This window comes from Mycobacterium sp. IDUB_3, from assembly GCF_055419585.1.
The window spans coordinates 2115459-2130113 of record NZ_JBVAXZ010000001.1 but is presented as its reverse complement, the minus strand read 5'-3'; the positions used below and the strand labels follow the sequence as shown (position 1 = coordinate 2130113).

Annotated in this window: 12 protein-coding genes; 5 read left to right on the top strand and 7 right to left on the bottom strand. The window is 65.9% G+C overall.

The window, feature by feature from the left end; translation table 11 throughout:
* Window positions 1-2 precede the first annotated feature (2 nt).
* Window positions 3-824, bottom strand: a complete 822-nt coding sequence (locus ACZYVJ_RS09315) for a class I SAM-dependent methyltransferase (protein ID WP_463830743.1) — start codon at window positions 822-824, stop codon at window positions 3-5.
* A gap of 313 nt (window positions 825-1137) precedes the next feature.
* On the opposite strand from ACZYVJ_RS09315, the gene ACZYVJ_RS09310 reads away from it, so the two are divergent.
* On the top strand, window positions 1138-2013 hold the full coding sequence (locus ACZYVJ_RS09310; RefSeq protein WP_463830742.1) for a hypothetical protein: 876 nt from the start codon (window positions 1138-1140) through the stop codon (window positions 2011-2013).
* Between the two features lie 35 nt (window positions 2014-2048).
* Here ACZYVJ_RS09310 and ACZYVJ_RS09305 read toward each other — a convergent pair whose 3' ends face one another.
* The 5 genes from ACZYVJ_RS09305 to ACZYVJ_RS09285 are packed head-to-tail and all read right to left on the bottom strand — an operon-like array spanning window position 2049 to window position 8898.
* The gene (locus ACZYVJ_RS09305) at window positions 2049-4016 is read right to left on the bottom strand and encodes a glycosyltransferase (RefSeq protein ID WP_463830741.1); all 1968 of its coding nucleotides are present in this window, start codon (window positions 4014-4016) and stop codon (window positions 2049-2051) included.
* Window positions 4013-5476 carry an oligosaccharide flippase family protein gene (locus ACZYVJ_RS09300; RefSeq protein ID WP_463830740.1) on the bottom strand — a complete coding sequence of 488 codons (1464 nt, stop codon included), beginning with the start codon at window positions 5474-5476 and terminating at the stop codon, window positions 4013-4015. Before ACZYVJ_RS09300 ends, ACZYVJ_RS09305 begins: the two co-directional genes overlap by 4 nt.
* An 11-nt stretch (window positions 5477-5487) precedes the next feature.
* Entirely contained in the window at window positions 5488-7071 is a 1584-nt protein-coding gene (locus tag ACZYVJ_RS09295; RefSeq protein WP_463830739.1) for a sugar transferase, read from the bottom strand.
* Window positions 7056-7628 carry a dTDP-4-dehydrorhamnose 3,5-epimerase family protein gene (locus tag ACZYVJ_RS09290; RefSeq protein WP_463830738.1) on the bottom strand — a complete coding sequence of 191 codons (573 nt, stop codon included), beginning with the start codon at window positions 7626-7628 and terminating at the stop codon, window positions 7056-7058. The genes ACZYVJ_RS09295 and ACZYVJ_RS09290 overlap by 16 nt, the downstream gene beginning before the upstream one ends.
* Before the next feature lie 55 nt (window positions 7629-7683).
* Complete coding sequence (locus ACZYVJ_RS09285; protein WP_463830737.1) at window positions 7684-8898, bottom strand: PPE family protein; 1215 nt, start codon at window positions 8896-8898, stop codon at window positions 7684-7686.
* 508 nt (window positions 8899-9406) lie between these two features.
* On the opposite strand from ACZYVJ_RS09285, the gene ACZYVJ_RS09280 reads away from it, so the two are divergent.
* From ACZYVJ_RS09280 to ACZYVJ_RS09265, 4 genes are all read left to right on the top strand, one after another.
* The gene (locus ACZYVJ_RS09280; RefSeq protein ID WP_463830736.1) at window positions 9407-10078 is read left to right on the top strand and encodes a TetR family transcriptional regulator; all 672 of its coding nucleotides are present in this window, start codon (window positions 9407-9409) and stop codon (window positions 10076-10078) included.
* A gap of 131 nt (window positions 10079-10209) precedes the next feature.
* On the top strand, window positions 10210-10920 hold the full coding sequence (locus ACZYVJ_RS09275) for a TetR family transcriptional regulator (RefSeq protein WP_463830735.1): 711 nt from the start codon (window positions 10210-10212) through the stop codon (window positions 10918-10920).
* 100 nt (window positions 10921-11020) lie between these two features.
* Window positions 11021-13057: a hypothetical protein gene (locus ACZYVJ_RS09270; RefSeq protein ID WP_463830734.1), complete on the top strand. Its 2037-nt coding sequence runs from the start codon at window positions 11021-11023 to the stop codon at window positions 13055-13057.
* Between the two features lie 13 nt (window positions 13058-13070).
* A complete protein-coding gene (locus ACZYVJ_RS09265) occupies window positions 13071-14123 on the top strand; it encodes a polysaccharide deacetylase family protein (protein WP_463830733.1) in 1053 nt (350 codons plus the stop codon).
* 15 nt (window positions 14124-14138) lie between these two features.
* Here ACZYVJ_RS09265 and ACZYVJ_RS09260 read toward each other — a convergent pair whose 3' ends face one another.
* Window positions 14139-14501 (bottom strand): PAS domain S-box protein, encoded by a 363-nt coding sequence (locus ACZYVJ_RS09260; RefSeq protein ID WP_463832920.1) that lies wholly within the window; start codon window positions 14499-14501, stop codon window positions 14139-14141.
* Window positions 14502-14655: the final 154 nt, after the last annotated feature.

Below are 14655 nucleotides of genomic sequence, written 5' to 3'. Positions count from 1 at the left end.
ATTCACGACCCCGGATCCGCGTGCAGGAACAGGTCGGCGTCCGCCCACATCCGTGTCTGAAGCGAACTGCGTGGCAGCCCCTGTAGAAGGTTCGTCACCCGCGGCGAGGCGAGCAGCCGCCAGGCGAGCGGGTTGATCTTCTTGCGCGTCCAGATGTGCAGCCCCATGCCGCCCAGGAACCACCATCGGGTCTTGGAGGTGTGGAACTGCATGCCGAAGCGCTGTCCGATCAGCTCCAGCGTCCGCTTTTGGTAGAAGGTGATGTGCTGGCCGGTCGCGAAGGCGTAGTACATCCACTCGTCCGGAGGTGGGGGCCCGCCGTCGAAGAGTTCGGTCGTGAAGATGATCGTGTCGGTACCGGTGGTTTCCAGCAGCTCCGACACGAAGCCGACCGGGTCGGTGAGATGCTCCATCACCTCGAAGGCGGTGACCGCCGTGTACGGCGCCCCCGGGCCGGCATCCGCCTCGAAACCCTGTGCGGTGAGGTTAGGGGAGTACTTGTCGTTCCAATAGTAGTCGAACCCGATGTCGCGCATCAGGCGGGTGAAAACGCCGTAGCCGCCGGCCGCGTCGAGAAACCGGCCGCGGTGATCGAACAGGAAATACAGCAACACCGACATCGCGCGGGAAAGGTAAAGGTTGCGCCACAGCATGGTGGTGTCGGCGGCAGCGACCGGGCTGGCATACGCCTCGTCGAGCCAATGCGGCTCTTCGGTCTGCAGGCCACCGCAGCTGTCGCAGAAGTAATACCGGCAGTCGTATTTGTCGAGAACCTGGCGCGTGAAGGCCGGGATGGTGTCCGAACTGCAGATGCGGCACAGCACGGCATCAAACCTTCCTGGGCGTCTTCCGCGACGTCGGTAAACGCCGGAAGAAGGACAGTTAAAAGCTACGGCACTTCCGCCGCGATGAGCAAGGGAACTCGTCCGAAAGTCGGCGGCCACCCTTCTTTGCGCTTGCGCAGCCGATGGGTTGTGCACCATGACTATTCGATCAACCTGCGGACCCGATACAGCACCGCTTGGGCGGTCTGGCGGGGCAAATCGCAGGGGCTACAAGAACTTCGCATCGGCGTTGGCGTGGTAGCTTTAGGCTCCATTCGACGTTTGCTTGAGAGAGACCCCGGATGACCGCCTAATGGCCGATAGCGCGACACCGCCGCCCCGAAAGAGGCTCAGGCACAAGGTCCGGCGCATCGCCGGAACTGAAACGCGCGACCAGCTCAAAGATCTGATCCTTTTCGACCAATCTCGAACGCTGAGGGCGAATCACCCCAATCCACTGACCCGGGCCGGGAAGAGATGCTTTTCCGGAACCGACCAGGACGGCATAACGCTGGAGATCCTGCGCCGCATCGGCCGTCTCGAGGACGGGGTGTTCGCCGAATTCGGTGTCGGCGACGGGACGGAGAACAACACGCTGATCCTGGCGGCGCTGGGCTGGAAAGGCTTCTGGGTCGGGGGACAGGACCTGGCGGTCAGCTATCACGACGGCTCCCGTTTCACCTACGAGAAGGCCTGGATCACCGCGGAGAACATCCTGGCGCTCAGCCGATCCTGCCTGCAGCGAATCAACGCCGCGCAGGTGGACGTGATCTCCCTGGATTTGGACGGCAACGATATCTATCTCGTCGAGAAACTCTTGGCCGACGGCATCCGGCCGAAGGTCTTCATCGTCGAATACAACGGTAAGTTCCCGCCTCCGGTGAAATTTCAGATCGCCTACGACCCCGAGCATGTCTGGCAGTCCGACGACTACTTCGGGGCATCGCTGAGCAGTTTCGCCGCGTTGTTCACCCGTTTCGACTACCAGCTGGTGTGCTGCAATTCGCACTCGGGTTCGGATGCGTTCTTCGTCGACTCCGCGCTCGCGGAGCATTTCGCCGACGTGCCGACCGACATCAACGAGATCTACTGCGAGCCGCGCTACTTCCTGTACAGCGGGTACGGGCAGCACAAGACCTCGCCGCGCACGGTGGAGAAGATCCTGGGGACCGGCGGCGACAAACCCTAGTCGACCCGGCCAAAGTCAGTCCACCCGAAGGTGTTTCACAATACAGCATTGATCGCGTCGAGGTAGGCGTCCGCCATCGCCTCCACGGTGTAGTGCTTGTGCATGCGGTCGAAGCCGCGCCGTCCCACCGCCGGCAGCGCATCGGGATCGGCCAGGATGTTCGAAAGGCTTTGACGCCATCCGGTCACCGACACGGGGTCGACGAGAAATCCCGCCTTTCCGAAATCCAGCATCTCGGGGACGGCGCAGATCGCCGACGCCGCCACCGGCACGGACCGGGCCATCGCCTCGAGAATCACCAGCGGGAACGCCTCGGAGCGGCTCGGCACACACAGCAGGTCGGCGTCGGCGAGCGCGGTCCCGGGCCCGTCGACCCATCCGCGCCAGTACACCCGATCCAGCAGTCCGGCGGGCGTGCGGGCCTGCAGCCGTTCCCGGTCGGGGCCGTCGCCGAAAATTGAGAGCTGCCAAGACGAGTCGGTAACCCCGTCAAGCGCCTCGATCAGCACGTGCGGATTTTTGTGTTCGAGGATGCGCGAGAGCATCACCAGGTGCAGCGGCTCCCCGGCGGTGCGGACCCGGGGACCCGGGTCAGGCGGCGCGGCGACACCGTTGGGCGCGATGAATCGCCGGCCTCGCAGCCGTTGGGTGGCCGCAAGCATGTCCCAATGCCGTTGCGCCAGCACGATGAAGGCGTCCGCACGGCGCATCGCGGCCGTCAGCGGCCGCGAGTAGATGGGCCGGTCCTGTTCCGGGGGAACATGCGGAGCGACCAGCCAGCGGCGGTGTCGGCCGGCGGCGCGCCACAGGGTGGCGAATCCCGCTTCGGTGTTGGTGTCGGCGGTGATCAGCACCGCCGGGCCTTCGGGGATGTCGATCACCGGCGCCCACCAAGGCTGACGTACCACCCGCACAGTCGGCGGGATTTCGGAGATCATCGGGCCGAAGCGTTGCACGCAGACGATGGTGACCGGATAGCCACGACGATCCAATTCTGTTGCCAACAAGGCCTTTTGCCGCTCAGCGCCGCCGTGGACCAGGCGATTGGTGCTGATCACGATGGTCGGCAGGTCGCGACGCCGGCGGGCGATCTTGCGCGCGTACCGTTTCGACGGCTGCACGCGATCCAGCAGTGTCGTGCCGGCCAGATATATGTCGGCGTGGTGAACGCCGTTGTGATGCTCGAGGAGCAGCGCGGCGTTGGTGCGCGCCAGGTCCCCGGTGCGGCGCTGTCCGGCGCCCTGCCCGGGCACCGCACCGGCGCGCTCGGCGCCGAGTTCGTCGGCCAGCAGCAAGCGCCAGCCCGCGGCGCGGGCGCGGGCCTGCCAGTCCGCCGCCTCGCCGTAGCCGAAGTATTCTTCGTCGAAGCCGCCGATGGCGTTCCAGGCCGCGCGATTGATCGCCAGGCAGGTGGCGCTCAAATCGCCGTCGACACCGCGTGATTCGGGAGGCCGGCGAGCGTACAGCTGCGACAAGGGTGTGCGGCGTAGCGAGTCAGAGCAACCGGCGGCCGCGCTCAGCTCCCGGATCACGCTGCGGCGACGGACCGCGACGTCCCACGACGCCCGGCCGGGAGCGCTGTCATCGCGCACGAGTGGCGCGACCGCCGCCACCTTGTGCTGACGGAGCAACTCCCGGGTGCGGCTGAGTGGCCCCAGCACGCGGGCGTCAGGATCCAGCAACAGCAGGTCGGCGTCGCCGGGAGCGTGCTCCACCAGCGCGTTGCAGGCCGCGGCGAAACCAACGTTGCCGGACCCCGATACCCAGTGCACCGCAGGGAATTCCGCTGCGAGCCCGGCATGCGAGGGATCAGCGCCGCCGCTGTTGTCGTAGACGTAGACCGGCAGCGCGGGCAGATGCCGGGCGACGCCGCGAAGGCAGTTCTGCAGCGACGCACGGTCGCCACGGTTGACGATCAGGACCGCGAGCGGACGCGTGTCCGGCAGGTCGGGCGGGTCGCCGACCGGACGCTTCAGGTACGCCCGGTCCAATTGCTCCTTCATGCCGCCAGCTGGTTCCGGCGCAGGGAGGTCAGGTTCGACCAGCGCAGCGGCCCGACGGCCGCGCTGGTGGCCAGGTAGGCGCCCGCGGCGACCGTCAGGGTCAACACCACATGGTGGCCCGAAAGCAGCAGTGTCACAGCCACACCCGCTGCCGTCGGGATCAGCAGCCGCAGTAAGAACATCACCGGCGTACGGTAGCCGCACTGGCGGCGCAGCCACCACGTGCTGACCACCATGTTGAAGAACTCCGTGCACACCAGCGCGACGCCCGGACCGACGGCGCCGTAGCGTCCGGCGAGAGCGAGATTGAGTGCGACGTTGAGCACCAGGGTGGCCATCGTCAACCAGAACAAGATCCGCTGATGGTGACTGGCGACCAGGCCCTGGCCCAGGGTGCCGCTGACGAATCGCAGGGCCGCCGCGACGAACAGCAACGCCAGCGTCGGCGTGCCGCGGGCGACGAACGCCTTGTCACCGAACAGCGCGATCAACGGTCCGGCCAGCAGCGCGCCGATCACCGCGACGGGGACCGCGACGAAATACATCAGCTCAACGCTGCGCCGCAGGAAACCGGCGAACGCGGCGACGTCACGCGCGAACAGCTCGGTGGCCGTGGACAGCGTCGACTTGAGAAAGATCAGCGACACCACAATGGTGTTGAACGCGATCGTGAAGGCCAACCCGTACACGCCGACCTCGGCATGTGTGCTCAGCAAGGACAGGATCACCCCGTCGGCGCGGCAGTACAGCAACCCGACGACCAGGAACCCGATGAGCGGCAGGCTTTCCCGCAACAGATCGGCGGCCTCGCGGGGGGCGAAGAGCGGGCGCACCGAGATCTGCCGCATGGCGGCGGCGCCCTGGATCAGCAGTTGTAGGGCCGGCGGGATGAGTTGCGCGACAGCGAACCAGATGACGTTCGCGTGCGTCGCGACCAGCCAGGCGACCATGCCAAGGGCGGCCAGCCGGCCGGCCAGGTCGGAGATGGCGACCGCCGAGAACCGCACGGTGGCAAGGAACACCGGCTCGAACCGCGTCACCATCGTCTGCATGAGCAGGGCTCCGGAGAGCACGACGAGCATCACCCGCACGTCCCCGTCGCTGTAGACCAGCAACCCGGACAACGCCGCCAGCGCGGCCAGCGGCACGCAGTAGACCAGGGCCAGGCCGCTGTTGATCCGCACCAGGCGCTCCAGGTCGCCGCGGCCGGAGGTCACCCGGCGCACGATCACGGTGGCGATGCCGAGGTCGGCCAGGCTGTTCCACATCGCGATGAAGAGAACGGCGATGGAGAGCTGGCCGTAGCGTCCGGGTCCCAGATAGCGAGCGGTCATCGCCACCGAGACCACCGAGGCCAGCATGCCCAGGGCGCGGCAGATCAACTGAATCGAGAACGCGTGAGCCATCTGGTTGAGTGGGACTGACGGCACCACCGCGTCGGGTGCCGTCGGCTCGGTCATGGCTCGCGAGCCTAGTAGGCTCCGTGGCTCGTGAGAACCGCTTTCACCGTCTTGGCGACAATCACCAGATCACCCGACATCGACCAGTTGTCGACGTAGGACAGGTCCAGCCGCACCGACTCTTCCCAGGACAGGTCCGAGCGGCCGCTCACTTGCCACAATCCGCTGACGCCCGGCTTCACCAGCAACCGCCGCTTCACGTCGCTTTCGTACTTGTCGACTTCCCGCTGCAGCGGAGGCCGCGGCCCCACGACGCTCATGTCTCCCTTGAGGACATTGATGAATTGGGGCAGCTCGTCAATGCTGTACCGGCGCAGGATCTTGCCGACCGGCGTGATGCGCGGGTCTTCGCGCATCTTGAACAGCATGCCGCCGGTGCTCTCGTTCAGCGACAGCAGGTGTTCGATCTGGGTGTCCGCGCCGTCGGTCATGGTGCGGAACTTGAGCATCGTGAAGGGTTTTCCGTCGGCGCCGATCCGCTCGGACGGGTAGAAGATGGGGCCCCTGCTGGTCAGCTTGATGGCGATGGCGGCGGCGATGAGCACCGGCGCGGTGGCGATCAGGGCCGCCAGCGAGAACACGAAGTCGAAGGCCTGCTTCTGGAAGCGGTGCGCCCCTTCGTATTGCGGCTTGTCGACGTGCAGCAGGGGCAGGCCCGCTGTGAGGCGCAGGGTCAATCGCGCCTCGGTCACGTCCATCACGCCGGGCGACACGACCAGGTCGACGTTCATGGTCTCGAGCTGCCACATCAGCTCCCTGATCCCGTGCATCCCAAAGTGATCCGTCTGGGTCAGCGCCACGGTGTCCGCGCCGCAGCTGGCGATCGCGGTAGCCGCATGGGTCTGGTCGCCAAGGATCGGGATCTCGCGGCCGGCGATGGTCAGGCAGTTGCCGCGGGCCGGCCCGTAGCCGGGGATGCAGACACCGACCACGACGCAGCCGGCCAGCGGGCTGCGGGCCAGCTCGTGCGCGAGGTGGGTAACCGCCTGGCGATCTCCGATCGCCAAAACCCGGGTCTGGTACTGGCCTTCGGCACGCCTGCGGTTGACGTGCTTGCGCCACACGCTGCGGCTTCCCAGCAGCGCCAGGGTCCCGACGGGAAGCGCGATGGCCAGGTAACCGCGGGCCAAGTCGACCTTGGCGAGCAGCGTCACCATCGCGATGATTCCGAATGTCCAGAACGACGCGGTGCCGATCCGGCGGTACTCCTCGATCCCCGCGCCGATGACTCGCGTTGAGCGCGTTTGGAATACCGCAAGGGCCGACAGCCACAGCGCCGCGAAGAGGCTGGAGAACAGCGTCATCATCGGATCCGAGTAACCCGAGGTGTTCGCGATCTCGCCGAAGCGAACGTACTGGGCAAGCAACACAGAGGCGCAGACGATCACCGAGTCGCTGATGCGCAGGTTCTGCGAATAGTGGTCCTGCCAGCGCCGTAAGACTTTGCCACCGGCCGAAGGCGGCGGAGCGGCGATTGCCGCTGAGGCTTTGGCGTCACCGCGATGCAACGCGCTGACACTGGGGGGACAGGTCTTCGGCGAGCGCCGGCTGGGCACGAGATCCACCGTGTTGCGAATCATTACCGACTGATGCATGTTGCCACCTGCTCCACTGGAACCAACCTGGGTTTACGTGAGGGCCAGCTCGCGTCCTGCTCGGAGATGACCGTGACCGGTATGGGCCATGTGATGCCGAATTCGGGGTCGTCCCAGCGGATCCCCTGCTGGTCGGCCGCGGAGTACTGCCCGCTCACCTGGTAGCTGACTTCGGTGTCGTCGACCTGCGTCTGGAAGCCGTGGGCGACATAGGGCGGCAAGTACAGCGTCCGGTGGTCGTCGGCGTTCAGCTCGACCATCAGGTGGTCGCCGTAGGTCAGGGAGTCGGGGCGGATGTCGACCGCGACGGCGGCGACGGCGCCGCGGGTGCAGCGGACCAGCATGGCCTCGGCGTGTGGCGGCACCTGACGGTACAGACCGCGGACGGTTCCGCGGGTGTAGTTGAAGACGATATTGGTCTGCGTGACATCGAAATTCAGCCCGTGATTGGCGAAGTCCCGGGCGCAAAACGAGCGTGAGGAATACCCGCGATGGTCGCGACTGAGTTCGAGGTCGATGATTGTGACCCCGGCGACCTTGGTGGGCGTGTACTTCACTTACCGCTCCTTCTGTAACCGGGCCTGCAGAAAACCTTGTCGCTCATGCGATGGCTCACGCGTATCCGGCGGCCGGGGGGCGCGTCATCACGGTCGGGATGACGCCGTAGCGGGGTCCGAGCGACTTGCCCGTCGCGGCCGCCAGGCGCGGCAGCGAGCCCATGACGCTGGGCGGCACATTCGCGCCGGCGAGATTGATGGCGGGCAGGGCGGAAACGGCGCTGTTGGCGGCGGGGATCACACTGGTCCAGCTGGCCGGCACGGCGAGCGGACCCAGCGAGGCCGCGCTGCCGAGGCTGCCGAACACGCCGGAGCCGAGCGATCCGAGCGCACCCGCGCCGGTGCTGGCCGCGCTCGCGACGCCGGACGCCGCGGTGCCGGCCACCGCCATGGCCCCGTCGCCGGCGACTTTGGCCAGGCCCTGCGCGGTCTGGGCCATGCCGAGGATGGAGGACATCCCGTAAAGGGGTGTCGCGCTCGCCATGAAGTAGGTGGCGGCGGTATTGGGCAGCTGGGACATCAGGTTCGAGATCGCGTCTGACGTGGCCGAATTGGTGGTCCCGCCCACGGTGTTTCCGACGGTTCCGCCCGCATCGGTCAGCGTGGACGTCCCGGAGGTCATCGGTGAGGAAAGCTGGTGCAGCGTGGTGGGGACTTTGGACACCACCTGCGCGAGGTTCGCCTGCTCGGTCTGCGCGGTGACCCGCCCGACCGTCGCGGCCTGCTCGGCCATCCCGCTCTCGTTGGTCACGTTTGGTGCCGGGTTGAACTGCGTCACCGAGCACGCGGTGGCCGAGCCGGCGGCGTATTCATACATCGCCGCGGCGTCCTGCGCCCACATCTCGCCGTATTCGGCTTCGGTGGCCGCGATGGCCGCCGCATTCTGGCCGAAGAAGTTGGTCGCGACCAGCACCGCGAGCTGGGCCCGGTTGGCGGCGACCGCTGGTGGGGGGACGGTCATCGCGAAGGCGGCTTCGTAGACCTCCACGGCGAGCCTGGCCTGACCGGCCGATTCCGCGGCCCGCGCGGCGGCCCCGGCCGTCCACGCCATGTACGGCGCGAAAGCGGAGGCCATCGCCAGCGACGACGGACCCATCCAGCGCTGGGTGGTCAGCCCCGCGATCACCGTGCGGTAGCAACTGGACGCCGCGTGCAGTTCGGCGGCCAAACCGTCCCAGGCCACCGCGGCGGCGATAAGCGATAGCGGGCCGGGGCCGGCATACATCCTGGTGGAGTTGATCTCCGGGGGAAACGCTCCGAAATCGATCATTTCAGACCGTGGCCGTCGGTCGGGCACAGGCGGCGTTGACAGCGGAGGAGGTGCAGGCGACGCTCGATGCGTCGATAAGCCGCAGGTCAGCCGTGGTCTGGCGGCCGGGTGAGATCCCTGACCAGCGGTTCGCCGTGACGAACGACATGTGCTTCCCCTTAGGCGGTGCAGACGGTCGAGACGATGTTTGGCCCGTTTCCAAACTGACGATATGACAATAGCGTACAAAACATACCAATAGTTTGACAAGAGCGTGTGATCTAAACCGTAGGTATTTACGCGGGCGTCAACCAGGACAGCCGTATGACTGCTAGCCTCAGGAGTGGACTGGATATCTTGAGCGACGCGGGTGTGTTCGCTCCAACCCCCGAAGAACCGAGGTAGTTGTGCCCTGCTCGAGCAGAGCGTTTAGCGACGTGGTGGCAGGCGACGCTGCCCACGACGTCAGCCTCGGGCTGGACTTTTGCATCAAAACGCGCGCCGCGGGGAATCCGAGTTCTCGATTGCGATGACGACCCACTCGACTGATGGACGAGCCGATGCGACCCGGCAGCAGATACTGCGGGCCGCGTCTCATCAATTCGCCCGACGCCCGTACCACGACGTGGGCCTCGACGACATCCTCGCCGAGGCCGAACTGACCAAGGGCGCGATGTACTTCCACTTCAAGTCGAAGCACGCGTTGGCGGTCGCGATCATCGACGGCCAGACCGAGGCGGGCGCCGAAGCCGTGCGAGATCTGCTGTCGCGCGGTCTCTCGGGCCTCGAGACCCTGATCGACTTCTCCTATCTGATCGCCATCAAGGACATCAAGACCGATGTCGTCAGGTCCGGGCTGAACCTGATGGAATCGGTCGGCCTGGCGGACGGGCTGCAGGAGAAGTTGTTCGATCAATGGATCAAGGCGCTGGCCAGGGTCGCCGAGCAGGCCAAGACCGAGGGTGACATCAACGACGAATGCGATCCGCACGACGTCGGCCGCTTGATGGTCTCGCTGCACATGGGCCTGCGGAAGACCAGCAATCTGGACGAACCGGAACGGTTCCTGCGCGACCTGGAGAACTGCTGGTCCCTGCTCCTGACCGGGGTATTGCAGCCGGACCGCACCGAATACTTCCGCCAATTCCTCAGGCGGCGTGCGGCGCTCGCCATCAACACCAGTTCCGCGGATGTCGACTAGCGGCAGCAACACCGGCGGGTTGCACGGGGGGATCGCCGTGGTGGCGGCTGATACTGTGGGCCGTCTTGCGAGCAAGGTGAAACCAGATGAGCGATCTGCGCATCCGATGAGACTCCGGAGGTGCGTGCACAATGGCGCGCCAAGTTCGCTCTGAAGCCACTCGCCGAAAAATCCTCGATTCCGCGATCGAAGTGTTCGGTGACGTGGGCTATGCCGCCGCTGGATGGAGCACCATCATCGAGCGCACGGGAATGACCAAGGGCGCTCTCTATCACCACTTCGATTCGAAAGAATCGTTGGCGTCGAACATCATCGAGGAAGGTTCGGACACACTTCTCAGCGCTTTCCGCAATGTGTGCGGGGCGTCGTCGCCGGGGCTGGAGAACCTGCTGCACGGCACATTCACGATTGTCGAGGTGTTGAGCTCGGACATAATGGCCCGCGCGGCCGCGCAATTGGCCACAGCCTTAAGCGGATTCAACGGAGCGGCGTCGCGCTTCTACGCGAACTTGATGTTGGAGACGGCGCAAGAGGCACGCCGCGCAATCAAGGAGGGCGACCTCCGCAGCGAAATCGACCCCGACGTGCTCAGCGCGGCAATCATCGGCGCCATCTTCGGGGCCCGGTTGGTGGCCAACGCCATATCCAGCCACGGCAGAATCGGCGACATCATCGGCGACCCAACCGCGCGGCTGCACCAGATCTGGAACCTGCTGCTGCCCGGCGTCGTCTCGGAAGCGTCGCTGCCTTACTTCGACCAATTCCTGCGCCGCGAAGGAATGCGGCACGCGGCGGCCAGGGCTGCCCGCGACGAGGCCGCAGCGGATTCGAAAACCGAATAGACCGCGGTGAAGGCAGCGGATCTCTAAGAGGTGGCGCCAGATACCTTTTCGCGGTCGCCACGGCGACGATTCCGTTATTGGGGTTGAAGCGCTTTCAACAATGCATACTGTTCCGGTGATGTACCGGAAATCTCTCCGCCGAGTATTTGCACTGGCCGGTGTCGTCGGATTCTTGGTGATGAATGCTCCGGCATCGTGGGCTGCGCCGGCCGACCCGACCACCCCGTCGGACTCGACGTCGACTTCGGCGACGGCGACGCCAACCACGACGACGTTGTCGATGACCGACGTCGGGGCGTCCGCGAACCTGGAGTTCTGGGGCCTGACGAGCAGCCAACAATTGTCTCTTCCGGTACTGCACGGGCTGAACCCCACGGCGTTCAACGCGACTGTCGAACTGCCGATCAATCTGCGCTCCGGTCTGCTCACCGTGTCGCAGGGCGAGCGCACCCTCGCGCGGCTCAACCTGCCCAACACCGATCAGGCGCCGATCGTCATCCCGCTGGGCGGGGCCGAGGTGATTGACAACTGGCTGACGGTCACGGTGCGGGCCTATCTGGTGCCCAACGACGGAGCTTGCTTGTATCCGGAGAGCCCGCTGCGGCTGTCCAACGGGACGATCAATTACACGGGCACCGAACTGCCGCCCACCACGGTGTCGCATTTCTTGCCGCCGGTGCTGCGGAAGCTGAGCATCTATCTGCCGCAATCGCCGTCGACGGCCGAGTCCGACACGGCAATTCAGCTCGCCACCTCCGCCGCCGCGCACTACGGCAAGCAGGCCCCCGACATCACGGTGATCCCGTTGCCGGAAGGGCAGAACTCGCCGCCGACGCCGCCGCAATCGCTGGAACGCCAGGTCGTCGTGAAAGAGGGCCCGGACAACGGGCTTTCGCTGCAGGGTTCCTCCGGCGTGCCCTGGCTGTTGGTTTCGGGCCCGTTGAACCGCACCGACGAGTCGGACACGGCCGTGTTGTTCAGCGACCTTTCGGATCTGGCGCTGTCGTCCAAGGCCTCGATGGAATCGCCGAAGCCCAAGGTGCAATTGCCGGGAGACACCGCCACCCTGCGCGAACTTGGCCAGTCCGTTGCCAACTCGACCTCACTGCAACCGCGGGTGTCGATCGGAGTTGACCAGACCCGGTTCGGCAGGTCGGTGCATTCGGTGCGGGTGCATCTGCAGGGCTCATACACTCCGACGCCGAACAACATCGGCGGCCAGATCGCCGTCACCATGGGCTCGGAGACCATCGACCACTGGCCGACCGACGGCCACGGCAACATCGACCGGTGGGTCGACGTGCCGGATCGACTGCTGCAGCGCTACACCAGCCTTGATCTGGTACTCGATGTCGCAAGCAACATCGGACATTGCGGTGACTTCTACACCGCCGGGCCCGGCAACCAGCTTCTCTCGCTGAACATCAGCGGCGACAGCGTCATTCAGAGCAGCCCAGCCGCGCCGCCGGTGCCGGACGGCTTCCAATCGGTGCCGCAAACCCTGATGCCTCGCGTCCAGGTGGGCATCGCCGAGCACTCGTTCATCGACACCATGCGCGCGCTCGACATCTTGATCGGCCTGCAGCGAATCAGCTCGATCCCGATCGACACCACCGTCACCAGCGTCAAGCAGGCGATCGAATCCTCGAATCCCGCGCTACTGATTTCCGCCGACGGGTGGAACCAATCCGACGTGGTGCTCCCGGTGACGGCGGGACCCAGCGGCCCGATCACCGTCAACGCCGTCGGGCCCGGTGACAAGCCGGCTAAGCTCACGCTGGACCCAGTGCTGCGGTTCGCCTCTCTCCAAACGGTTTTCAACCGCGGTCGGTCGCTGCTGGTCGCGACGTCCAACGGGGCGCCCGGACAGCTCGACGAGCTGATCAGGTGGCTCAAGAGCGACGACAACAAGCATTGGCAGCGACTCAGAGGTGTTGCGGTGGTGTCGGTGCCCGGGCAAGACCCGGTGACGGTCGACCATCCGCCGTTGGCCGCCGGTGCGTCCGCCGCGGGATCCGGCGGTCATTCCGACCTCGACTGGCTGTGGTGGTTCGGCGCCGGCTGGGTCGTCGTGGCCATCATCGGTGCCGGGGTGATCCTGTGGCGCGTGAGGCGCGAATCATGGCGGCGCCAATAGAGTTTGACGCTTGATGACGCGACTCAGGAGCGCGGTGATGCGCCCGGCCGTCAAGAACATCGCGGCCCGATTGTTGTGTGCTGCCGGGGTTCCGGCGCTGGCGCGGCGACGGCACCGCGACGTGCTCGCCATCGTCATGTTCCACGGCGTGGAGGACCACCCACTGTCGCCGCCGTGCTGGCATGTCAACGGCGCAGAGCTGTATCGCCGCCAATTGGAATACGTGCGTGCGCACTTCAACGTCCTGCCGCTCGCGGAGGCCCTCGCTTGCCTTTCCGCAGGGACATTGCCGCCGCGCGCGCTGGCGATCACGTTCGACGACGGCACCCGCAACCTCGCGACACACGCTCTGCCGGTGCTGCGCGAGCTGAACCTGCCCGCGGCGGTGTTCCTCGCGACGGGCCCGATCGGCACCGACGCGACCTTGTGGCCCGACCGGCTGTGGCTGGCGATCGCCCGCAGCAACGCCGACGAAGTCGACTTGGGCGCATTGGGATTGGGAACGCGTTCGCTCGACGGCAGCGCCGAACGGGGCGCTGCCTACGTGGCGGCCGTCGAGGGGTTGAAGAACCTTGCCGACGCGGAGCGCATCGCGGTGCTGGACGAGGTCCTGGGCGCACTCGGATACCGCGACGACGGCGACCCCGGCCCGTTCCGGATGCTCAGCTGGGACGAGGCGCGGGAGATGGCCGGCGATCCCCTGGTGACGCTGTACCCGCACACCGTCACCCACCCCATCCTCGCGCGGTGCGGTGACGACAAGGTCGAGCAGGAGATCGCCGATTCCTGCGCGGCGATGGAACGTGAGACGGGCCTGGCGCCAACAATTTTCGCCTACCCGAATGGCCGGCCTCAGGATTTCGATGCTCGAGCCATGGACGCGTTGCGCCGCCGTGGGGTGCGTTGGGCGTTGTCCACCGCGCCGGGATTCGCCGATTGCCGCTGCGACCCGCTGGCGTTGCCACGGTTGGCGGTGGGTAGCAATTCCTCGTTCGACTACTTCCGGCTCACGGTCTCCGGCGGCCTGCCGCGCCGGCGCGCAACGGCCGTTGCCTCAAGCCGCTGAGGGAGGTTGGACGCGCTAGCGCGTTTCTTCCCAGAGCTGTTCGGTCAGGTCCTGGAACGCCGCGAGGGCGAACTGATCGTCGACGCGCCGCACGGCGGACTTGCTCATCATCGCGCGCACGACCGAGCCGTCCTTGTGCGCGAGCTCGACGACCATGTTCGCGAGAGCGTGGACGGTAGCCAACAGCGAATCCGACGCAGGGGCCTGATGGAAGATCTGCTCGAACCGCAGCGACAGGGCCTCATCCGGCTCGTAGCCCATCATGTCGGCAAATGCGGTGTTGGCGAACAAGATACTGCCGTCATCCCCGATGGCCAGCACCGGAACCGGGATCCGCTCCAGCACAACCAGGGCGGGCAGCTCCTTCAGGGTCGTCATCGGCGATTGGCTCTGTTGCCTGTTCTGGCGTCGTTCCACACCGAAGATTATGGTCTATGCCAGAAGTTATGTTGGACTCTTTTGTCCAAAGCGGCACAGAAGTATGGGCCGTGTCGTCGAACTCGCTTGATCCTCAACCGAATTGTTCGGGTCT

Coding starts and splice junctions, on each gene's coding strand:
- ACZYVJ_RS09295 (WP_463830739.1), bottom strand. CDS start 7,071: ATGCATCAGTCGGTAATGATTCGCAACACGGTGGATCTCGTGCCCAGC.
- ACZYVJ_RS09270 (WP_463830734.1), top strand. CDS start 11,021: ATGCATACTGTTCCGGTGATGTACCGGAAATCTCTCCGCCGAGTATTT.
- ACZYVJ_RS09300 (WP_463830740.1), bottom strand. CDS start 5,476: ATGACCGAGCCGACGGCACCCGACGCGGTGGTGCCGTCAGTCCCACTC.
- ACZYVJ_RS09285 (WP_463830737.1), bottom strand. CDS start 8,898: ATGATCGATTTCGGAGCGTTTCCCCCGGAGATCAACTCCACCAGGATG.
- ACZYVJ_RS09265 (WP_463830733.1), top strand. CDS start 13,071: ATGACGCGACTCAGGAGCGCGGTGATGCGCCCGGCCGTCAAGAACATC.
- ACZYVJ_RS09260 (WP_463832920.1), bottom strand. CDS start 14,501: ATGACGACCCTGAAGGAGCTGCCCGCCCTGGTTGTGCTGGAGCGGATC.
- ACZYVJ_RS09305 (WP_463830741.1), bottom strand. CDS start 4,016: ATGAAGGAGCAATTGGACCGGGCGTACCTGAAGCGTCCGGTCGGCGAC.
- ACZYVJ_RS09280 (WP_463830736.1), top strand. CDS start 9,407: ATGACGACCCACTCGACTGATGGACGAGCCGATGCGACCCGGCAGCAG.
- ACZYVJ_RS09275 (WP_463830735.1), top strand. CDS start 10,210: ATGGCGCGCCAAGTTCGCTCTGAAGCCACTCGCCGAAAAATCCTCGAT.
- ACZYVJ_RS09310 (WP_463830742.1), top strand. CDS start 1,138: ATGGCCGATAGCGCGACACCGCCGCCCCGAAAGAGGCTCAGGCACAAG.